Genomic DNA, 20,938 nt, shown 5'->3' on the forward strand with positions numbered 1-20,938 from the left:
CGCTAGCGGGTGCGGCCATGAGAAAACTTGCCATCCTTGCCACTCCGCTGGCGCTGATTGCCGCGCCCGCAGCCGCCGAATTGCCCACCGCCGCGCGCGCCATGATCGACGCCGCGATTGCTTCAGGCGATGCCGAGCAGGTGGAGGCGGTGATCGCCACTGCGCGCACTGCCTTTCCGGACGACAGCGCCGAAATCGACGCCATCTGGACTGCCTACCAGGCCGAGCAACGCGAACTGGCCGCCGCCGAGGCCGCTGCCGAGGTCGAGCAGATTCGCCAGGCGGGCCTGTTCGACAACTGGAGCGGGGAAGGGCAGATCGGCGCCTTCCAGTCCTCCGGCAACACCGACGAAATCGGCCTCAGCGCGGCGCTTGATCTCCAGCGCGAGGGCATCGACTGGGAGCACCGGCTGAAGTTTACCGCCGACTATCGCCGGCAGGACGGCACGACCTCGCGCGAGCAATTCCTCGCCCGCTACGAACCGCGCTACCAGATCAACGACGGGCTGTTCGCCTTCGGCCTTGCCCAGTACGAGCGCGACCGGCGGCAGGGCTTTTCCGGGCGCTATTCGCTCTCCGGCGGCCTAGGCTACAAGGTGATCGATACCGACACCATGGAACTGTCGGTCAAGGCTGGCCCGGCCTACCGTGTCACCCAGTTCATCGACGGCACCGAAACCAGCCGCGTTGCCGGTCTCGTCGGGCTCGATTTTGACTGGCAGATTTCCGACAGCATCAAGTTTACGCAGGATGCCAACGGCACGGCGGAAACCGGCGGCGAGGCGCTGCTGATCGTCGATGGCGCGAACACCAGCCTGACCGCCACGACCGGCCTCGAAGTGGGCGTCAGCGATGCGCTGCGCGCCCGCCTTTCATGGGCCGTCGAGTATGACAGCAACCCGCCCGCCGGGGCTGTCAGCACCGATACGCTGACGCGGTTCACGCTCGTCTATGGCTTCTGAGCGGCCCCGCTTCGAATTCACCGTCGCGGCGACCGACGGCAAGGCGCGCACCGGCACCATCGCCATGCGCCGCGGGAATATCCGCACGCCGGCCTTCATGCCGGTGGGCACCGCCGCCACTGTAAAGGCGATGAAGCCGGAGGCCGTTCGCGCGACGGGGGCGGATATCATCCTCGGCAACACCTACCACCTGATGCTGCGCCCTGGCGCGGAGCGGGTGGCGCGGCTGGGCGGCCTGCACGAATTCATGCGCTGGAAGCGGCCGATCCTTACCGACAGTGGCGGCTACCAGGTGATGAGCCTGTCCGACCTGCGCAAGCTGACCGAGGAAGGCGTGGAGTTCCGCAGCCACCTCGATGGCTCCAGGCACATGCTGACGCCCGAACGCTCGATGGAAATCCAGCGCCTCCTTGGCTCCGACATCGTCATGGCCTTCGACGAATGCCCGCGCGCCGACCGGCCGCTGGCAGAGATCGAGGCAAGCATGGAATTGTCGATGCGCTGGGCAAAGCGCAGCCGGGATGCCTTCGACGCCGGCGGCGAACATGCCGCCAATGCGGCACTGTTCGGCATCCAGCAGGGCGCGCTCGACAAGGGGTTGCGCGAGCGGTCCGCCAAGGCGCTGCGCGAGATCGGCTTCGATGGTTATGCCATCGGCGGACTTGCCGTGGGCGAGGGGCAGGAGGCGATGTTCGGCGTGCTCGACTATGCGCCCGACATGCTGCCCGAGGATGCACCGCGCTACCTGATGGGAGTGGGCAAGCCGGACGACCTGGTCGGCGCGGTCGAGCGCGGGGTCGACATGTTCGACTGCGTGCTGCCGACGCGTTCCGGCCGCAACGGGCAGGCCTTCACCTGGGATGGCCCGGTCAATCTGCGCAATGCCCGCCATGCGGAAGACAAGTCGCCGCTGGATGCCCGCTGCCCGTGCCCGACCTGCACCAGCTATTCGCGCGCCTACCTGCACCACCTGCAGAAGTCGGGTGAGATCCTGGGTGCCATGCTGGTGACGGAGCACAACCTCAGCTTCTATCAGCAGCTGATGCAGGGGATGCGCGAGGCAATCGCTGGCGGAACCTTCGCCGCCTTCGCTGCGAAGTTCCGCGCCGATTACCTAGGCTGAATCAACACGCTTTGTTGAAACGAAAAAGGGCGGCCCCGCGGGACCGCCCTTTTGCATTCGTAGCCGGAAACCGGATCAGCGCGAGTAGAACTCGACCACCAGGTTCGGTTCCATCTGCACCGGGTAGGGCACTTCGTCGAGCGACGGCACGCGCGTGAAGCTCACCTTGTCGTTGCCGTCGACGGCGACGTAGTCGGGAATTTCACGCTCGGGCAGGCTCTGCGCTTCGATGACCAGTGCCATTTCCTTGGCCTTCTCACCCAGCGAGATTTCGTCGCCCACGTCGCAACGACGGCTGGCAACGTTGCACTTCACGCCGTTGACCTTGATGTGGCCGTGCGAAACGAGCTGACGAGCAGCGAAGATCGTCGGCGCGAACTTGGCGCGGTAGACGATCATGTCCAGGCGGCGTTCCAGCAGACCGATCAGGTTCATACCAGTGTCGCCCTTCATGCGGCTCGCGTCCTTGTAGGTCGCCTTGAACTGCTTTTCGGTGACGTCGCCGTAGTAGCCCTTCAGCTTCTGCTTGGCGCGAAGCTGCAGGCCGAAGTCGGACATCTTGCCCTTGCGGCGCTGGCCGTGCTGGCCGGGACCGTAGGAGCGCTTGTTGACCGGGGAATTCGGGCGACCCCAGATGTTTTCGCCCATGCGGCGGTCGAGTTTGTGCTTGGCGCGCGTGCGCTTCGACATAAGTCGTATCCTTCAATCTGCTGGACCACCCCTGTGGTGGCCATTCAACCCGGCATCGCACCGCCTGGCCATCAGCCAGACGCGGTCACCGCTTCACCGGGGTGCGGGACCAATTTGTCGCGAAGGCGCGCATTTAGCTGCGCGCGGGCATAAGTCAAGTGGTCAGCAGCCGCCCATCGGGTCACCCGGCGGGCACTGCTTGGCACCACTGCCGCGCATCTGGCTAAGGCCCTGCCGCGTAGCAGCTTCGACGTCGTCCCACTCCGAACGAGTCATGCAGATGCGCCGACGACGGGTCAGCGAGCCGGTTACGCGCTCGGTGCGGCACACCACTTCCTGGCTCGGATCGTCTTCCTCGGCCTCTTCTTCCTGGTTCTGGGCGACCGTGGTGGCTTCCTGGCGCTGGTCCTCGTCACCGGTGTCCTGCGCCCATGCGACAGAACTGCCGACAATGATCGTTGCCGCTGCCAGAATATGGAATTTCATAGTGTTACTCTCCCTCTCGACTGCTCCCGTAACACAACTCTGCCCCCTTCGGGTCTAAAAAATGTAACAGGTTGTACCGCACTGCCGGCCTAGTCGCTTGCTCCGCTGTACCAATGGGCGATGTGCATCGCGCGCTCGCGCCAGCGGATGGATTCGTCATGCGCCACACGGTCGAAAACCGCCTGCCACTCGGCGGCGGTAAGGCAGGCGCGGGTGCCTTCCGGGTGATCTGCGGGAAGGGCGAGGCAAAGCAGTTCGTCGACCGAGCCATCGCTGCGTGCGGCCTGCGCCGTTGCGGAGATGAAGGTGCCTTCATGCTCCAGCTGCGGGTCGTCCAGCGCCACGGGCGTCAGCACGACGGCGGCGGTCGCCAGCAACAGGCTCATGGGAGTCTTCCCTTGATTTCCAAGGGGAAAAATCGCCTCGCCGCCTGAACCTGCGGTTAATCCTCGCGGGGAGGACGCTGGAGCGAGGAGAGTACGCCGCGCAAGGTGCGCACCTCCAGGTGGTTCCAGCCCGGCTTGGTCAGCACGCCGCGCAAGGTGCGGCGGGTCGCCTCGGCGCGGGTTTCGGGAAGGAAATAGCCCTTGGGTTCGAGCATGCCTTCGAGGTGTGCGATCAGCCCGTCGAGTTCTTCCTGCGGCGCCGGGGGCAGCAGCTCCTCCTCGGTCGGCATCACCAGGTCGCGATGCTTGGACAGCTCGTAGGCGACGAGGATGACGGCCTGCGCGAGGTTCAGCGATCCGAATTCGGGATTAATCGGCGCGGTGATGATGGTGCGGGCGAGGGCAACGTCCTCCGTCTCCAGCCCGGACCGCTCCGGCCCGAACAGGATGGCGCTGCGTCCGGCCTGGCGGGGAATGTCGCGTGCGGCTTCCTCGGGTGTCTGCACCGGCTTGGTCACGCCGCGCTTGCGGACCGTGGTGGCATAGACATGTGCGCAGTCGGCCACGGCCGCTGCCGTGGTGTCGAAGACCTGCGCCCGTTCCAGCACCACGTCGGCCCCGGCCGCCGCCGGGCCGGCGGAGGGGTTGGGCCAGCCGTCGCGCGGAGCGACCAGCCGCATTTCGGTGAGGCCGAAGTTGAGCATGGCGCGTGCCGCCTTGCCGATATTCTCGCCCAGCTGCGGGCGCACCAGCACGATAACGGGAGAGGGGGTGTCAGCCGTCGCCATTGGACGCCGCATCCTTCACCGTGCTGGCAAATTCCTCGAAATCGCGGGCTTCGGAGAAATCGCGATAGACGCTGGCAAAGCGGATGTAGGCCACCGAGTCGATCTGCCGGAGGCCTTCCATCACCATTTCGCCGATGCGTGCCGAGGGAATTTCGCTTTCGCCGGCGGTCTCCACCTGCCGCTGGATGCCGGAGACGAGCTGATCGATGCGTTCCTGGTCGACGCTGCGCTTGCGGCAGGCAAGAGCGACGGACTGTTCGATCTTGGAGCGGTCGAAGGTCTCGCGCCGGTCACCCGATTTCACCACCGTGACGTCGCGCAGCTGCACCCGCTCGAAGGTGGTGAAGCGCGCCCCGCAGCCCTCGCACTGGCGCCGGCGGCGGATCGCGGTGTTGTCTTCGGTGGGGCGCGAATCCTTTACCTGGCTGTCGTCATGCGCGCAGAACGGGCAGCGCATCGATCAGGGCCGGATCCGCTTGTAGAGCATGAAGGCAGCGCCAGCGGCGAGCCCGACCGGCAGGGAAATGACCGGCAGTACCGCACCGGCCACAGCGCCCACGGCCGCACCGGTCAGCACCGGCTTGGTGGAGGGGTGCGCCATGCCTTCACGGCCCATGGCCTTGGCCTCTTCCATCGCATCCTTGAGGATGAAACGGTCGATATCGTCGTCGTCCCTGCGCGGATCGGTCATGATCTTACCTTCCGGGATAGACCGGGAATGCCCGGCACATTTCGCCCACTTCGCGGCGCACGCGCTCTTCGATCTGCGCGTCGCCTTCTTCCCCGTTGCGAGCCATGCCGTCGACCACTTCGGCGATCAGCGCGCCGACCTTGCGGAACTCTGCCGGGCCGAAGCCGCGGGTGGTGCCCGCCGGGGTGCCGAGGCGGACGCCGCTGGTCACGAAGGGCGAGCGCGGCTCGAACGGGATGGCGTTCTTGTTGCAGGTGATCAGCGCGCGGTCGAGACCCTTCTCGGCCGCCTTGCCGGTCACGTCCTTGGTGGTCAGGTCAACCAGCATCAGGTGGTTGTCCGTACCCCCGGAGACGATCGAAATGCCCGCTTCGGAAAGGCTGGAGGCGAGCGCCTTGGCGTTCTCGGCGATCGAGGCGGCATAGGTGCGGAACTCGGGACGCAGCGCTTCGCCGAAGGCCACGGCCTTGGCGGCGATGGTGTGCATCAGCGGGCCGCCCTGCAGGCCGGGGAACACCGCCATGTTGAGCGGCTTCGACAGTTCCTCGTCGTTCCACAGGATGATGCCCGAACGCGGGCCGCGCAGGCTCTTGTGGGTGGTGCTGGTGACGACGTGCGCATGCGGGAAGGGCGACGGGTGGGCACCGCCCACCACCAGGCCGGAGAAATGCGAGATGTCGGCCAGCAGGTAGGCGCCTACCTCGTCGGCAATCTTGCGGAATTCGGCGAAGTCCCAGATGCGCGGATAGGCGGTGCCGCCGCAGATGATCAGCTTGGGCTTGCTCTCGTGGGCGAGGCGGCGGACCTCTTCCATGTCGATGCGGCTGTCCTCGCGGCGCACGCCATAGGGCACGCAGTTGAACCACTTGCCACTCATGTTCACGGGCGAGCCGTGGGTCAGGTGCCCGCCGCTGGCGAGGTCCAGCCCCATGAAGGTGTCGCCCGGATTGAGCAGCGCCAGGAACACCGCTTGGTTCATCTGGCTGCCGGAGTTGGGCTGGACGTTGGCGAAATTGCAGCCGAACAGCTGCTTGGCGCGTTCGATGGCGAGCGTTTCCACCTCGTCGGCGAAATCGCAGCCGCCGTAGTAGCGCTTGCCCGGATAGCCTTCGGCGTACTTGTTGGTGAACACGCTGCCGCCCGCTTCCAGGACGGCGGGGCTGGCGATGTTCTCGCTGGCAATCAGCTCGATACCGTCACGCTGACGCCCCAGTTCCTTGCGGATGATGCCGTAGACCAGCGGATCGGCCTCCTCGAGGCTCTCGCTCCAGAAGCGGTCTAGCGGGTTGGCGGTGCTGGCGGACTGGGAAGCGGACATTTCGAAGACTCTCAGGACGGATTTGTAAGCTTGTCGACGCGGCGCTGGTGACGTCCACCCGCAAAGCCGGTTTCGAGGAAGGCGGCAATACAGGCTTTGGCCAATTCCGGGCCGATGATGCGCGCACCCATGGCGATGATGTTGGCATCGTTGTGCTCACGCGCGAGGCTGGCCGATAGAGGCTCCGACACCAGCGCGCAACGCACTTGGGGGTTGCGGTTGACTGCAATCGAAATGCCGATGCCCGAACCGCACAGGGCGATCCCGCGTTCGGCCGTGCCATCGGCGACGACGCCCGCCAGCAGGTATCCGTAATCGGGATAGTCGACGCTGTCGGTGCTGTCCGGGCCGAGGTCCGCAACCTCGTGGCCCTGCTCGATCAGCCAGTCCCGCAGTTCGGCCTTCATGTCGATTGCGGCGTGGTCGGAGGCGATGGCGATTTTCATGCGCCCCACATAGGCATCGCGGCGGGCCTCCGCTACCCGAAAACCGGACTAAAAAGCCTTTGTCCCCGACAAGCGCGCCTGTAGCGTGCCCGCCCATGAACGAAGCCGACTACCATCGCTACATCGAAGCCTTCAATGCGCGCGACTACGACACGCTGGAGACCTTCTTCGCCGACGATTTCGTGCTGGAGAACGCCGGCTTCGCGGTGCGCGGCAAGCATGCCTTCCGCGAATTCTATCGCTTCTTCCACGAATACTGCCGCGAGGAAGTGGCCTTCCGCGAATTCTTCCCCGGCAAGCAGGGCTTCGTCGCCAATGTCGTGATCACCTTCACCGGGCTGAAGGACCTGTCGCAGGAGGAACTGGATGCACGCGGCTATCCCGGGATGACGCCGGTGCCTGTCGGCGTCAGCGTGCCGGTGGAGTTCTACATTCACTACCTGCTGAACGAGCACGGCCTGATCCGCTACATCAAGGGCGCGGTCTGGGTGCCGGAGCCTGCCGCCCAAGGATAAGGTCCGCCGTCTTCTCTCCGATCATCATGCAGGCGAGGTTGGGGTTGCCGCGGGGCAGGGCGGGCATCACCGAGGCATCGGCAATGCGCAGCCCCTCGATCCCGTGCACGCGCAATTGCGCATCGACCACGGCCTGCTCGTCCAGGCCCATGCGGCACGAGCAGGCCGGGTGCGCGCGGTGCGTGGCATGGTTGCGGACGAAAGCCTCCAGTTCGGCGTCGCTGCGCACGTCGTCGCCCGGCATGTTCTCGCGTGCGATCAGCTTGCGCAGCGGTTCCTGCGCATAGATTTCGCGCGTCAGGCGGATCGAGCGGACCATGCCTTCCATGTCGCCGGCGGCCGAGAACATGTTGAGGAAGATACGCGGCGGATCGCGCGGGTCGGCGCTGCGCAGCTTCACCCAGCCGCGCGATTTGAGCGGCAGGTAGCCGGTCCGCACCGAGAGGTGCGAGGTCGGCTTGCGGTGCAGGCCGGGCACCCACAGCCGCGCATCGCCGCTCAGCGGCAGGCACATCAGCTGCATGTCGGGCCGGTCGATACCCGGTTCGGAGCGCATGAACACGTTGGCCAGCGTGCCGGTATAGGCGAAGGGGCCGGAGCCATCGAGGAACCAGCGCGCCGCAGCAATGGCCGCCCGGTCGAGCCGCAGGTGGCGCGTCAGGCCGAGGTCTTCCTTCAGTTCGTACTCATTGATGACGACCGGGTGATCGGCAAGGTCGCTGCCGACACCGGGCAGCGCATGGACCGGCTCGATGCCGAGCGTGCGCAGTTCGTTGGGATTGCCGATGCCCGACAGCATCAGCACTTGCGGCGAGCCGTAGGCGCCCGCGCTCAGGATGACTTCTGAAGCCGCGTCGATGCGCTCGGCACTGCCGCCATTCACGACCTCGATGCCTTGCGCGCGCCCGTTCTCGACAATGATGCGGGTGACGAGCGCACCCGTCATCATGGTCAGGTTGGGACGGTCTTTCGCGGGATCGAGATAGGCGCGGGCGGTGCTGGATCGGCGCCCCTCGAAAACGGTCGATTCCATGTAGGAGATGCCGTCCTGTTCGGCGGCATTGGGGTCTTCGCAATAGGGGATGCCCGCCAGTTCGGCCGCGGCCCGGTGGGCTTCGAACAGCAGTTCCGGCCCCTGCATCCTGCTGATGCCGACAGGGCCGTCGCCGCCATGCCATTCACTCTCGCCCCGCCAATGGCTTTCGAGCCGCTTGAAGTAGGGCAGCACGTCGTCGAAGGCCCAGCCGTCCATCCCTGCCGCTGCCCAGTCGTCGAAATCGCGGCGGTTGCCGCGCACGGCAATCATCGCGTTGATCGAGGAGGTGCCGCCCAGCGTTCGCCCACGCGGCAGGCCCAGACGCCGGTTGTTGAGCGCGGGTTCCGGCTCGCTTTCGAATTGCCAGGTGCCGATATTGCCCAGTGCGACGCGCGGGAAGGCGAGCGGCATCAACTGCAGCGGATGGCGGTTGGGGCCGCCGGCCTCCACCAGCAGCACCGAAACGGCAGGATCCTCGCTCAGCCGCGAGGCAATCACCGCGCCGGATGAACCGGCACCGATAACGATGTAGTCGAACCCTCTCCCCATGCGGGGGACATTGCCGCTGTGCGCGGCGTTCGTAAACCGATGGCTAGGCGAGCGCCTTCTTTACCCACTTCCACATGGCTTTCACTTCGCCAGCGGCCTTGCCGTTGTCGTCGATCTCGCTGGCGACTTCGCCCCTGGCCGAAGAGCGGTGGAAGTCGGCGCGGTCGCCGAAGGTGACGGGGCAGGTTTCGAGGCCGAGTTCCTTGGCCGCCGCCTTGGCATCCTCCACCATGCGGGTCGCGTTCGCGGGGACGCCGTTCAGCACAACGTGCGCGGGCGTGCCGGTGAAGTTCACCAGGTCCGCAATGCCTTCCAGCGCGTGCAGGTCGAAGGCACGCGGACGCGTGGGGATGAGCACGAGGTCCGCCACCTTGATCGCCTCGCGCATGGCGGCCTCAGCATGGGGCGGGGTATCGATGACGACCAGCCCGATGCCTTGCTTGCCGGCATTCTCGATGGTGCGGGCGAGGCGGGCAGGGGGGCTGGTGACGACGGCGGGCAGGAAATCGCCGCGCCAGTCACCCCAGGCGGCCGCCGTCGCCTGCGGATCGGTGTCGATCACGCAGGTGTCCTGCTTGGCGTAGGCGGCACAGGTGGCGAGATGCAGCGCGAGCGTGGTCTTGCCCGAGCCGCCCTTCTGGCTGACAATTGCAACGATCTTGGGCACGCGAAGAGGCTCCCTCGAAAACGGGTCTGTCCTCTCCTTGTGACGACTTATGCCACCGTCTCTGACGGCTGTCTATTTTCCTACTGATCGAGGAACGAGCGCATCTTCCGCGAGCGGCTCGGGTGCTTCAGCTTGCGCAGCGCCTTGGCCTCGATCTGGCGGATACGTTCGCGCGTCACGCTGAACTGCTGGCCGACTTCTTCCAGCGTGTGATCGGTATTCATGCCGATGCCGAAGCGCATGCGCAGCACGCGTTCTTCACGCGGCGTGAGCGATGCCAGCACGCGGGTGACGGTTTCCTTGAGGTTGGACTGGATCGCCGCATCCACCGGGATGACGGCGTTCTTGTCCTCGATGAAATCGCCCAGATGCGAGTCCTCTTCGTCGCCAATCGGCGTTTCGAGGCTGATCGGTTCCTTGGCGATCTTCATCACCTTGCGCACCTTCTCCAGCGGCATGGAGAGGCGTTCGGCCATCTCTTCCGGGGTCGGTTCGCGGCCCTGTTCGTGCAGGAACTGGCGGCTGGTGCGCACCAGCTTGTTGATCGTCTCGATCATGTGCACCGGGATACGGATGGTGCGCGCCTGGTCTGCGATCGAGCGGGTGATCGCCTGCCGGATCCACCAGGTGGCATAGGTGCTGAACTTGTAGCCGCGGCGGTATTCGAACTTGTCGACGGCCTTCATCAGGCCGATGTTGCCTTCCTGGATCAGGTCGAGGAATTGCAGGCCGCGGTTGGTGTATTTCTTGGCGATGGATATCACCAGGCGCAGGTTCGCCTCGACCATTTCCTTCTTGGCGATACGCGCCTCGCGCTCGCCCTTCTGCACCATGTTCACGATGCGGCGGAATTCGACCAGGCTCATGCCGGTCTGGCTGGCGATGTCGGCGATTTCTGCGCGGATGCGCTCGATGGCGTCGGCTTCCTTCTCGGCGAAGGCCGCCCACTTCTTGTCCTTCTTGGCCTTTTCCTTCAGCCAGTTCTCGTCCAGCTCGTTGCCGACATAGACGTCGAGGAAGTCCTTGCGCTTCACCTTGTGGCGCTCGGCCAGGCGCAGCATTTGGCCGCCCAGAGCGGTCAGGCGGCGGTTGAAAGCATAGAGGTTGTCGACCAGGTATTCGATCTTGGTCGCGTGGAACTGCACGGACTCGACCTCGGCGGTCAGCTCCTCGCGCAGCTTCTCGTACTTGTTTTCCTTCGCCTTCGGGAATTCCTCGCCGCCGGAGAGCACGTCCACGCGCTCTGCCTGCAGCTTCTCGAACTTCTTGAACAGCTTGGTGATGCGGTCGAAACGCTCGATGGCATCCGGCTTCAGCGCGGCTTCCATCTGGGCGAGGGACATGGTGTTGTCCTCTTCCTCTTCGTCGTCGCGCTTGCGGCCCGAACCCTCTTCGCCGTCCTCGTCGTCGTCGGATTCGTCTTCCACGTCATCGTCGTCGTCGCGGATGGTGGGGCCGGCGGTTTCCTCGGAGATCTCGCCGTCGTCATCGTCCTCGGCGCCTTCCTCCATCTTGTCGACGGGCGGCTCCTTCGACAGCATGGCGTCGAGGTCGAGGATCTCGCGCAGCTGCATTTCCTCCGAGTTCAGCGCCTCGGACCAGGTGATGATGGCGTGGAAGGTGATCGGGCTTTCGCACAGCCCCATGATCATGGTGTCGCGACCGGCCTCGATACGCTTGGCGATGGCGATTTCGCCTTCGCGGCTGAGGAGTTCCACTGCGCCCATTTCGCGCAGGTACATGCGCACCGGGTCATCGGTGCGGCCTTCGGATGCCGTGCTCTTCTTCTTCTCGGGGACGTTCTGCTTGGCGTTCTCGTCCTGCGACTCCGAACCGGTCGGGGCGATTTCCTCCGGACCGTCGTCGTCATCGTCCTCCGCCTCTTCGGCACTCTCGACGATCTGCACGCCCATGTCAGACAGAGCGGTCTGGATGTCCTCGATCTGGTCGGCGGACATCTGGTCCGAGGGCAGCGCCTCGTTCAGCTCGTCATAGGTGATGTAGCCCTTGCGCTTCGCCTTCGCGATCATCTTCTTGATCGATGCCTCGTTGAGGTCGATCAGCGGAGCGTCTTCGTTCTGCTTGGACTTCTTGGCCTTGGTCGCCATAGGGTACCGTCAATCCGTTTCCTGTTCGGCCACTTCGGCATCGCCGGTGGCCGCATCATTGTCTTCCTGCGCCTCAGCTGCGGCGCGTTTGCGTGTCATCTGCCCCAGTCGCGAATCGATTTCCAGCTTTCGTTTGCGCAAGCGCTGCTGTTCAGCAAATGCACCTTCGGGGTCGGAATCGAAACGACGTGTGGCCGCGACAATCGCCGCTTCCAGTGCTGGCCTTTCGACCAGCAAGGCAACGGCTTCGGCCAGGTCCTCCCTCGCGTCGTCCGGATCGGAGCCTTCCATCAGGAAGGAGAAACGGGCTTTATCCGGCGGCGGCGGCAGGTTGTCACCGACAGATATGGGCGAATTGGCGGCAGGTTCAAGCTCTTGTGAACTATCGAGCAGAAAATCGACCGCCTGCGCCAATTGCGCATCACCCTTGGCAAGGCCCAGCATGGCATCGGCGTGGCGATGAATCTCCGACGGGTGGCGCGCCAGTCCGTGCAGGACGGCGGTGGTCAGCATGTCGCGAAAAGCCGTTCCGCTGGCCTGGCGCAGGGCGCTGACGACCTGCGGCGACGTGCGCTGCGGAACATCGCGCTGGAAGCCGCCACGCCCCCGGAACTCGCGCTGCGGGCGCGGCGGGAAGGCGAAGCTGCCGTAACGGTCGAGCAGTTCGCGGCGATAGAGCGAGCGGATGTCGGGGTGCTGGATGGCATCGACATGACCAAGCAGCCGCGCCTTGAGCCCGGCCTTGTCCTCCGGCGAATGCAGCGGGGCGACGTCACGTTCGTGCTGCCACACCAGGTCGAGCAGCGACTTGGGTTCGGCCAGCAGCTTTTCCATCGCCTTCGGTCCGTCGCGCTTGATCAGGTCGTCCGGGTCGAGGCCGGTGGGCAGCTGCACGATCTGCAGGGAATGGCCGGGACGCAGCAGCGGCAGCGAGCGTTCGGCGGCGCGCATGGCAGCGCGCTGGCCGGCCTTGTCGCCGTCGAAGCAGAGCACGGGCTTGTCGGCCATGCGCCACAGCAGTTCCACCTGCTGTTCGGTGAGCGCGGTACCCATCGGCGCCACGGCATCCTCGAACCCGGCGGCGGCGAGGGCGATGACGTCCATGTAACCCTCGGCCACGATGACGCGCCCGGTCTTGCGGCTGGCGGCGGCGGCGCGGTGGATGTTGTAGAGCGTGCGGCCCTTGTCGAAGAGCGGCGTATCCGGGCTGTTGAGATATTTCGCGACGCCGTCGCGGTCCTGCAGGATGCGGCCACCAAAGGCGATCACCCGCTCGCGCGCGTCCTGGATCGGCAGCATCACGCGGCCGCGGAAACGCGAGTAGGGGATCTTGTCCTCGACCTCGATCAGCAGGCCCGCCTCGATCAGCAGTCGTTCGTCGAAATCGGAGAGCGCCTTTTTCAGCGCCTGCTTGTCATCGGGCGCCCAGCCGAAGCCGAACTGCCGAATGGTGTGGTCGGACAGGCCGCGCCGTTCGAGGTAGGCGCGCGCCTGTGCGCCACCGGGCCCGGCAAGTTCGCTGACGAACCACTGCTGCGCGGCTGCCATCACGTCGTGCAAGGTGGCGCGGCGTTCGGCCTGCCTGGCCGCGCGCGGATCGGGGGCGGGCACTTCCATCCCGGCTTCGGCCGCCAGTTCCTTCACCGCGTCCATGAAGGGCAGGCCGTGCTGCTCCATCATCCAGTCGATCGCGCCGCCGTGCTGCTGGCAGCCGAAGCAGTGATAGAAGCCCTTCTGGTCGTTGACGTAGAAGCTGGGCGTCTTCTCCGAATGGAACGGGCAACAGGCCTTCCACTCGCGCCCGGCGCGCTGCAGTTTCACCGTGCGCTGGATCAGCGCGGACAGCGTGATCCGGCCTTTGAGTTCATCCAGCCATTGGGGAGACAGCGCCATCGCGCGACTGTGTCACACATGCGCCCGATTCGGCTAGTCGCCCGCGGGCGCTTCTCCGGCGCTTTCTTCGGGTTCCGGCGGGAAGGGGCCGGTAGCCGCGACCATGCCGTCCGCTGTCTCGACAAGGTAGGCCTCTTCCGGTCCGGCAGGCGGCAGGGTGCTCTGCCAGAACAGGGTGATTTCCTCGCCCGCGTCCCAGCCGTCGCCGGCCTCGATCCGCCAGATCAGTGCGCCGTTGTCGATCTGCACGCCGATCGAATAGTCTTCGCCCAGCGCGCCGGTGGCCTGCACGCGGTTGAAGCCGATGACATTGGCGAAGCCCGTCGCGCGGCGCGAGGTGCGGAAGGAAGCAACCGGTCCTGCGCCTTCAGCGGGCACCACGCGGTGCACATAGGTGTAGACGGTGCCCTCTGGCTGGTCCTCGGGCACGCATTCTTCCGGTGCAGTCTCGCCTTCGGGCGTAGCGGGGCAGGTGACGAAAGACGTGATCTCCGCGACCACGCTTCCCTCGAAGGTCACCGTGCTCACCACTTCCGGCCCCTGCGGACCGACGATGCGCGGGCCAAGCTGCTGGTCGTTCAGCCCGGCGGACACCAGCGTGCGCGGGCCGGTGTTGGTCGGCGTCGGTGTGGGAGCAGGTTCGATCTCGGCCTGGCAGCCGCCAAGCACCAGCAGCAGGGGCAGGGCGAGGGCAGGTGTCCTCAAGAGAGCGCTTCCTTCACCCAGCCGCTGGCCCGGCCCATGTCGAGCACGGTGGCGTGGCGCTTCTTCAGCTCGCCCATCACGCGGCCCATGTCCTTCATGCCTTCAGCGCCGAGTTCGCCCTTGATCGCCTCGATCACGGCCTTGGTTTCCTCCTCGCTCATCTGCTTGGGGAGGAATTCCTCGATCACGGCCAGCTCGGCCTTTTCCTGCTCGGCCAGTTCGGTGCGGCCGCCGTCCTCGTACATCTGGATCGATTCGCGGCGCTGCTTGGCCATCTTCTGCAGCACGTCGATCACCAGCGCGTCGTCATCGCCCGCCGATTCCTTGGTCCGCAGTTCGATGTCGCGGTCCTTCACCTTGGCGGCGATCAGGCGCAGCGCGGCGGTGCGTTCCTTGTTGCCGGCCTTCATGGCGGCGACGGTTTCGGTCTTGATCTGGTCCCTCAGCATGGCGCTTTCGATTTCTTTCCTGTGGAAGTTTCGCCCCCCACTTAATGGAAGCCGTCGCAAAGCCAAGTCTTGTGCTTGACGAGTGTGCCGCCACACCCTAGCGGCTGGGACTTAGCACACATTGTCGGTCCACCTGATTCACGGGAGCCTCCATGGCCTTTCTCGCTTCTTCGCGCGCGCAACCCAAAGGAGCGACAGGAGTCCTCGTTCTGGCAGACGGAACCGTCGTCTGGGGCCGCGGCTTCGGCGCCACCGGCAGCGCGGTGGGCGAAGTCTGCTTCAACACCGCGATGACCGGTTACCAGGAGGTGATGACCGATCCCAGCTACGCGGCGCAGATCGTCACCTTCACCTTCCCGCATATCGGCAACGTCGGCACCAATGCTGAGGATGTCGAGAGCGCGGTCGAAAGCGCCGTGGGCTGCGTGGTGCGAGAGGACATCACCCGCTCCTCCAACTTCCGCGCCGAGGGCGAGTTCACCGACTGGATGGTGAAGCACGGCAAGATCGGCCTGTCGGGCGTGGATACCCGGGCGCTGACTCGCCGCATCCGGCTGTCGGGCGCGCCTAATGCCGTGATCGCGCATGATCCGAATGGTGAGTTCGACCTCGATGCGCTGCTGCAGCAGGCGCAGGAATGGCCGGGGCTGGAAGGCATGGACCTCGCCCAGCGCGTGACCCGCGAAAAGCAGGAAGACTGGCAGGGCAGTTTCTGGCAGCTGGGCCATGGCTACGGCTCGGCCGAGAACGGCAGCCGTCCGCACGTCGTCGCCATCGACTACGGTGCCAAGGACAACATCTTCCGCAACCTGGTGAAGGCGGGGGCGCGGGTGACGGTGGTTCCCGCACGCACCCCGCTGGAGGAAATCCTCGCGCTGGAGCCTGCCGGCGTGTTCCTCTCCAACGGCCCGGGCGACCCGGCGGCGACCGGCGAATATGCCGTGCCGGTGATCAAGGCGCTGCTCGACAAGGACGTGCCGCTGTTCGGCATCTGCCTTGGCCACCAGATGCTGGCGCTGGCAGCGGGCGCGAAGACCACCAAGATGCACCAGGGCCACCGCGGCGCGAACCACCCCGTCCAGCGCGTGGGCGAGGGCTGGGGCGACACCGCCGGCCTGGTGGAGATCACCAGCATGAACCACGGCTTCGCGGTCGATGCCGACACCCTGCCCGCAGGTGTGGAGCAGACCCACGTCTCGCTGTTCGACGGCAGCAACTGCGGCATTTCGATCAGCGGCAAGAAGGCCTTCGGGGTGCAGTACCACCCGGAAGCGTCACCGGGGCCGCAAGACAGTTTCTACCTCTTTGAAAAGTTCGTGGGGATGCTCGACTAAAATGCCCAAACGTACCGACATCTCCTCCATCCTCGTCATTGGCGCCGGTCCGATCATCATCGGCCAGGCTTGCGAGTTCGACTATTCCGGCACGCAGGCGATCAAGGCGCTGAAGGAGGATGGCTACCGCGTCGTCCTGGTCAATTCCAACCCGGCCACGATCATGACCGACCCGGAGTTCGCCGACGCGACCTACGTCGAGCCGATCACGCCGGAAATCGTCGCCAAGATCATCGCCAAGGAAAGGCCCGATGCGCTGCTGCCCACCATGGGCGGGCAGACGGCGCTCAACTGCGCGCTGAAGCTGGAAGAGCAGGGCGTGCTGGAGAAGTACGGTGTGGAGATGATCGGCGCCAAGGCCGATGCCATCGACAAGGCCGAGAACCGCCAGCGTTTCCGCGCGGCGATGGACAAGATCGGCCTCGAAAGCGCGCGCTCCGGCGTCGCGCACAACATGGACGAGGCATACGAGGTGCTGGAGCGCACCGGTCTTCCCGCCATCATCCGCCCGAGCTTCACGCTGGGCGGCACCGGCGGCGGCGTGGCCTACAACAAGCAGGAATTCGAGCGCATCGTCCGTTCCGGCCTCGATGCCAGCCCGACCACCGAGGTGCTGATCGAGGAAAGCCTGCTCGGCTGGAAGGAATACGAGATGGAAGTCGTGCGCGACAAGCACGACAACGCCATCATCATCTGCTCGATCGAGAACGTCGATCCGATGGGCGTCCACACGGGCGATTCCATCACCGTCGCGCCGGCGCTGACGCTGACCGACAAGGAATACCAGATCATGCGCACCGCCAGCATCAATGTGCTGCGCGAGATCGGCGTGGAGACGGGCGGTTCGAACGTGCAGTTCGCAGTCAACCCGAAGGACGGCCGCCTGATCGTGATCGAGATGAACCCGCGCGTGTCGCGGTCCTCGGCCCTCGCGTCGAAGGCCACCGGCTTTCCCATTGCCCGCGTCGCCGCCAAGCTGGCCGTGGGCTACACGCTGGACGAGATCACCAACGAGATCACCGGCGCGACGCCGGCCTCGTTCGAGCCGACCATCGACTATGTCGTCACCAAGATCCCGCGCTTCGCCTTCGAGAAGTTCAAGGGCGCCGAGCCGCTGCTCTCCACCGCGATGAAGTCGGTCGGCGAGGTCATGGCCATCGGCCGCAACTTCAAGGAATCGATGCAGAAGGCGCTGCGCGGCCTCGAAACCGGGCTCGACGGCTTCAACCGCGTGCCCGAGCTGGAAGGCAAGAGCCGCGATTTCATCACCGCTGCCCTGTCGCAGGCGACGCCGGACCGAATCCTCAAGATCGCACAGGCCTTCCGCGAAGGCTTCACGGTGGAAGAGATCAACACGATCACCCACTACGACCCGTGGTTCCTGCGGCATATCGAGGAGATCATCTACGAAGAGCAGATGATCGCGCAGGAAGGCCTGCCCAACCAGGCCGACGAACTGCGCCGCCTGAAGGCCATGGGCTTCTCCGACAAGCGCCTCGCCACGCTGGCCGTGCGTTCGGTCGGTGTCGCGGGCGGCCTGGGGGAAACGCAGGCCAAGCGTTCGGGCCTTCTGCATGACGCCCTGCGCGCCATGGCGGGCGCCACCAGCGAACAGGAAGTGCGCGAACTGCGCCAGAAGCTGGGCGTGCTGCCGGTGTTCAAGCGGATCGACAGCTGCGCCGCCGAGTTCGAGGCGATCACGCCCTACATGTACTCCACCTACGAAGCGCCCAGCTTCGGCGAGCCGGAGAACGAGGCCTGGCCGTCCGACCGCGAGAAGATCGTCATCCTCGGCGGTGGCCCGAACCGCATCGGGCAGGGCATCGAGTTCGACTATTGCTGCGTCCACGCCTGCTTCGCGCTGGCCGACGCGGGCTATGAGACGATCATGGTCAACTGCAACCCGGAGACGGTCTCGACCGACTACGACACCTCCGACCGCCTCTATTTCGAGCCGCTGACGGCCGAGGACGTGCTGGAAATCCTGCGCGTCGAGCACTCCAAGGGCACGCTGAAGGGCGTGATCGTGCAGTTCGGCGGGCAGACCCCGCTGAAGCTGGCGGGTGCGCTGGAAGAGGCGGGCATCCCGATCCTCGGCACCAGCCCCGATGCCATCGACCTTGCCGAGGACCGCGAGCGGTTCGCCAAGCTTGTCAACAAGCTGAAGCTGAAGCAGCCCGACAACGGCATCGCCTACAGCCACGAAGAGGCGCTCGCCGTGGCCCACCGCATCGGTTACCCGGTGCTGCTGCGCCCGTCCTACGTGCTGGGCGGCCGGGCGATGGAAATCGTCGACAGCGATGCGCAGCTGGAAAACTACATCAAGACCGCCGTGGACGTGTCGGGCGACAGCCCGGTGCTGGTCGACCAGTACCTGCGCGACGCCGTGGAATGCGACGTCGATGCGCTGTGCGACGGCGAACAGGTCGTGATCGCAGGCGTCATGCAGCACATCGAGGAAGCCGGTGTCCACTCCGGCGACAGTGCCTGCTCGCTGCCGCCCTACAGCCTGTCCGACGAGATCGTGCAGGAAATGGAGCGTCAGGCCGAGGCGCTGGCCATGTCGCTGGGCGTGCGCGGGCTGATGAACGTGCAGTTCGCGGTGAAGGACGGCGAGGTCTACCTGATCGAGGTGAACCCGCGTGCCAGCCGCACCGTGCCCTTCGTCGCCAAGGCCACCGGCAGCCAGATCGCCAAGATCGCCGCGCGCGTGATGGCAGGCGAGAAGCTGGCCGACATGCCGAAGATCAAGCGTGAGCTGGACTATGTGGCGGTGAAGGAGGCGGTATTCCCCTTCGCGCGCTTCCCCGGCTCTGACCCCGTGTTGACACCGGAGATGAAGTCTACCGGCGAAGTCATGGGAATCGATAGGGATTTTGCCACTGCCTACACCAAGTCGCAGATCGCCGCAGGCACCATGCTGCCCAAGGAAGGCTGCCTGTTCGTCTCGGTGAAGGACAGCGACAAGGCGCATATCGTGGCCCCGGTGAAGCAGCTGGTGGACCTCGGTTTCAGCGTGGTCGCCACCGGCGGCACCGCCACCTACCTGGCCGAGCAGGGCCTGCCGATCGAACGGGTCAACAAGGTGGCCGAGGGACGTCCGCACATCGTCGACAAGATCGTCGATGGCGAGATCGCGTTGGTGTTCAACACCACCGAGGGTTGGCAGAGCCACAAGGACAGCCAGTCGATCCGTGCAAGTGCGCTGGAAATGAAGGTTCCCTATTACACCACTGCCGCCGCTTCGGCGGCCGCGGCACAGGCCATTGCGTCCGTAAATGCAAGCGAACTTGAAGTGCGCAGCTTGCAGGACTATTATGGATAGAACCTAGACACACTTCCTCCCGCAATTTGATCCTTACAGCCGCCTTCGTGGGCGGGGCAGGGTCGTTTTGACGGGTACTTAGAAAGACAGGGTATACGATGCAGAAAGTGCCGATGCTTGCGGAGGGCTATGAAAAGCTCACTGCCGACCTGAAGGCATTGCGCGAGGAGCGCCCCCGGATCGTCGAGGCGATCGAAGAGGCGCGCGCCCATGGCGACCTTTCGGAAAATGCCGAATACCACGCCGCCAAGGAACGCCAGGGCCAGGTGGAAGCGCAGATTGCCGAGCTGGAGGACAAGACCAGCCGGGCGCAGATCATCGATCCCGCCACGCTGAGCGGCGACAAGGTGGTGTTCGGTGCCACCGTCACCGTGCTGGACGAGGACGACAAGCCGCTGAAGTACCAGATCGTCGGCCAGGCGGAGAGCGATGCCAAGGTTGGCCGCATCTCCTACGAAAGCCCGCTGGCACGCGCCCTGATCGGCAAGAGCGTGGGCGAAGAGGTGGAAGTCACCGTTCCTTCGGGCGACAAGTTCTACCTGATCGAGAAGATCGAGTTCATCTGATCGGGCGTCATCGCCGGATACGAAAAGCCCCGCCGAAGCGGGGCTTTTTTGTGTCTGCTGTCCAGTGGCGTCAGGCGCCGGGCAGCGAAGGCTCCAGCAGCTTGTGCAGGTGAACGATGACGTACTTCATTTCCGCATCGTCCACGGTGCGCTGCGCCCAGCCGCGCCAGGCTTCTTCGGCGCTGGCATAGTCCGGATAGAAGCCGACGACATGGATATCCTTCAGGTCCTGGAATTCCACGCTGCGCGGATCGTTGACCCGGCCGCCCATGACGAGGTGGAGGAGCTGCGGTTTATCGGACATGCTGTCGGCTTTCCCTGGAGTGGTTGCTGTTGTTACCGACGCCTCTAAGGCATCGGGCATTAATCGCAAGGGCCAAGCTGCCGGGGAGCCGCGTGTCAGCGGCGGCCGAATACCCGGGCGATACGCTTGCCGGTTTCGCGGCTGGCGATGCGGGCCAGGTCGCCGGTGCGTTCCGCCTGGTAGGTGGCGTCACGGCGCAGCGAGCGCGCCCGGTCGCCCACGGCATCGCCAAGGTCTTCTGCCTTGTGCGCCCCGGTGCGGGCAGCCGACTTCGCATCGTCCATCAGTTCGTTGGCGAAGGCCGAAGCCATTTCCGCGCCCAGCGTGGCGAGGCCGATGGCCTTGGCGCCGCCGCGGGCGGCCGCGCGGCGCGGGCCCTTGAACATGCTGGCCACCAGCACGCCCAGCACGATGCCGCCGGCAGCGGCGGTGAGCGGGCGTTCCTTCACGAAGCTGGTGAAGGCGCTGCCGGCATCGGATGCGGCATTGGCGACCTTCTGCGTCGTGGTGGGTTCGGCGAGGGCGCGCTCACGTGCCTGTGCGGCAGAGATGCGGGCCTTGATTTCAGCGCGTTTGGGATCGTTCATGGGTGGACCT

The 20,938-nt window shown here is 65.3% G+C and carries 22 protein-coding genes; 6 read left to right on the forward strand and 16 right to left on the reverse strand.

Going from position 1 to position 20,938, the window contains the following annotated elements:
- The first annotated feature begins 17 nt into the window (after positions 1-17).
- Both OZN62_RS01465 and tgt read left to right on the forward strand, forming a co-directional pair.
- Positions 18-962 carry a DUF481 domain-containing protein gene (locus OZN62_RS01465; protein WP_269100896.1) on the forward strand — a complete coding sequence of 315 codons (945 nt, stop codon included), beginning with the start codon at positions 18-20 and terminating at the stop codon, positions 960-962.
- Positions 952-2,085 carry a tRNA guanosine(34) transglycosylase Tgt gene (tgt, locus tag OZN62_RS01470; protein ID WP_269100897.1) on the forward strand — a complete coding sequence of 378 codons (1,134 nt, stop codon included), beginning with the start codon at positions 952-954 and terminating at the stop codon, positions 2,083-2,085. The genes OZN62_RS01465 and tgt overlap by 11 nt, the downstream gene beginning before the upstream one ends.
- Positions 2,086-2,160: 75 nt before the next feature.
- Here the strand turns inward: tgt and rpsD are convergent, their stop codons facing one another.
- The 8 genes from rpsD to rpiB form a co-directional block, all read right to left on the reverse strand.
- A complete protein-coding gene (gene rpsD, locus OZN62_RS01475; RefSeq protein ID WP_269100899.1) occupies positions 2,161-2,775 on the reverse strand; it encodes a 30S ribosomal protein S4 in 615 nt (204 codons plus the stop codon).
- 162 nt (positions 2,776-2,937) lie between these two features.
- Entirely contained in the window at positions 2,938-3,261 is a 324-nt protein-coding gene (locus OZN62_RS01480; RefSeq protein WP_269100900.1) for a hypothetical protein, read from the reverse strand.
- Positions 3,262-3,350: 89 nt separating this feature from the next.
- A complete protein-coding gene (locus OZN62_RS01485; protein WP_269100901.1) occupies positions 3,351-3,647 on the reverse strand; it encodes a hypothetical protein in 297 nt (98 codons plus the stop codon).
- 56 nt (positions 3,648-3,703) lie between these two features.
- Complete coding sequence (locus OZN62_RS01490; RefSeq protein ID WP_269100902.1) at positions 3,704-4,435, reverse strand: RNA methyltransferase; 732 nt, start codon at positions 4,433-4,435, stop codon at positions 3,704-3,706.
- Positions 4,422-4,892 (reverse strand): transcriptional regulator NrdR, encoded by a 471-nt coding sequence (gene nrdR, locus OZN62_RS01495; RefSeq protein WP_269100904.1) that lies wholly within the window; start codon positions 4,890-4,892, stop codon positions 4,422-4,424. Before nrdR ends, OZN62_RS01490 begins: the two co-directional genes overlap by 14 nt.
- A 3-nt stretch (positions 4,893-4,895) precedes the next feature.
- Positions 4,896-5,126, reverse strand: coding sequence for a hypothetical protein (locus OZN62_RS01500; protein ID WP_269100905.1), 231 nt, complete (start codon positions 5,124-5,126; stop codon positions 4,896-4,898).
- A gap of 4 nt (positions 5,127-5,130) precedes the next feature.
- Positions 5,131-6,444, reverse strand: coding sequence for a serine hydroxymethyltransferase (glyA, locus tag OZN62_RS01505; RefSeq protein ID WP_269100906.1), 1,314 nt, complete (start codon positions 6,442-6,444; stop codon positions 5,131-5,133).
- Positions 6,445-6,455: 11 nt separating this feature from the next.
- Positions 6,456-6,890, reverse strand: a complete 435-nt coding sequence (rpiB, locus tag OZN62_RS01510) for a ribose 5-phosphate isomerase B (protein WP_269100908.1) — start codon at positions 6,888-6,890, stop codon at positions 6,456-6,458.
- Between the two features lie 95 nt (positions 6,891-6,985).
- On the opposite strand from rpiB, the gene OZN62_RS01515 reads away from it, so the two are divergent.
- The gene (locus tag OZN62_RS01515; RefSeq protein WP_269100910.1) at positions 6,986-7,405 is read left to right on the forward strand and encodes a nuclear transport factor 2 family protein; all 420 of its coding nucleotides are present in this window, start codon (positions 6,986-6,988) and stop codon (positions 7,403-7,405) included.
- Here OZN62_RS01515 and OZN62_RS01520 read toward each other — a convergent pair.
- From OZN62_RS01520 to OZN62_RS01545, 6 genes are all read right to left on the reverse strand, one after another.
- Positions 7,362-8,990, reverse strand: a complete 1,629-nt coding sequence (locus OZN62_RS01520; RefSeq protein WP_269100912.1) for a GMC family oxidoreductase — start codon at positions 8,988-8,990, stop codon at positions 7,362-7,364. The two genes, OZN62_RS01515 and OZN62_RS01520, sit on opposite strands and share 44 nt — an antisense overlap.
- Positions 8,991-9,033: 43 nt before the next feature.
- Positions 9,034-9,657, reverse strand: coding sequence for a ParA family protein (locus tag OZN62_RS01525; protein WP_269100913.1), 624 nt, complete (start codon positions 9,655-9,657; stop codon positions 9,034-9,036).
- Between the two features lie 80 nt (positions 9,658-9,737).
- Entirely contained in the window at positions 9,738-11,765 is a 2,028-nt protein-coding gene (gene rpoD / locus OZN62_RS01530) for an RNA polymerase sigma factor RpoD (protein WP_269100914.1), read from the reverse strand.
- Between the two features lie 9 nt (positions 11,766-11,774).
- Positions 11,775-13,658 (reverse strand): DNA primase, encoded by a 1,884-nt coding sequence (dnaG, locus tag OZN62_RS01535; RefSeq protein ID WP_269100915.1) that lies wholly within the window; start codon positions 13,656-13,658, stop codon positions 11,775-11,777.
- 33 nt (positions 13,659-13,691) lie between these two features.
- Positions 13,692-14,363 carry a hypothetical protein gene (locus tag OZN62_RS01540; protein ID WP_269100916.1) on the reverse strand — a complete coding sequence of 224 codons (672 nt, stop codon included), beginning with the start codon at positions 14,361-14,363 and terminating at the stop codon, positions 13,692-13,694.
- Positions 14,360-14,812 (reverse strand): GatB/YqeY domain-containing protein, encoded by a 453-nt coding sequence (locus OZN62_RS01545; protein ID WP_269100918.1) that lies wholly within the window; start codon positions 14,810-14,812, stop codon positions 14,360-14,362. Before OZN62_RS01545 ends, OZN62_RS01540 begins: the two co-directional genes overlap by 4 nt.
- Before the next feature lie 152 nt (positions 14,813-14,964).
- Between OZN62_RS01545 and carA the strand changes: the two genes are divergently transcribed.
- The 3 genes from carA (at position 14,965) to greA (ending at position 20,037) form a co-directional block, all read left to right on the forward strand.
- A complete protein-coding gene (gene carA, locus OZN62_RS01550) occupies positions 14,965-16,146 on the forward strand; it encodes a glutamine-hydrolyzing carbamoyl-phosphate synthase small subunit (RefSeq protein ID WP_269100920.1) in 1,182 nt (393 codons plus the stop codon).
- Between the two features lies 1 nt (position 16,147).
- Positions 16,148-19,471: a carbamoyl-phosphate synthase large subunit gene (gene carB, locus OZN62_RS01555; protein ID WP_269100923.1), complete on the forward strand. Its 3,324-nt coding sequence runs from the start codon at positions 16,148-16,150 to the stop codon at positions 19,469-19,471.
- 98 nt (positions 19,472-19,569) lie between these two features.
- The gene (greA, locus tag OZN62_RS01560) at positions 19,570-20,037 is read left to right on the forward strand and encodes a transcription elongation factor GreA (RefSeq protein ID WP_269100926.1); all 468 of its coding nucleotides are present in this window, start codon (positions 19,570-19,572) and stop codon (positions 20,035-20,037) included.
- A gap of 70 nt (positions 20,038-20,107) precedes the next feature.
- Here greA and OZN62_RS01565 read toward each other — a convergent pair whose 3' ends face one another.
- Positions 20,108-20,341 (reverse strand): DUF4170 domain-containing protein, encoded by a 234-nt coding sequence (locus tag OZN62_RS01565; RefSeq protein WP_269100928.1) that lies wholly within the window; start codon positions 20,339-20,341, stop codon positions 20,108-20,110.
- A gap of 95 nt (positions 20,342-20,436) precedes the next feature.
- Positions 20,437-20,928 (reverse strand): hypothetical protein, encoded by a 492-nt coding sequence (locus OZN62_RS01570; RefSeq protein WP_269100930.1) that lies wholly within the window; start codon positions 20,926-20,928, stop codon positions 20,437-20,439.
- Positions 20,929-20,938: the final 10 nt, after the last annotated feature.

It is taken from the genome of Aurantiacibacter sp. MUD11, assembly GCF_026967575.1.
In the GTDB taxonomy this organism is placed as follows: domain Bacteria; phylum Pseudomonadota; class Alphaproteobacteria; order Sphingomonadales; family Sphingomonadaceae; genus Alteraurantiacibacter.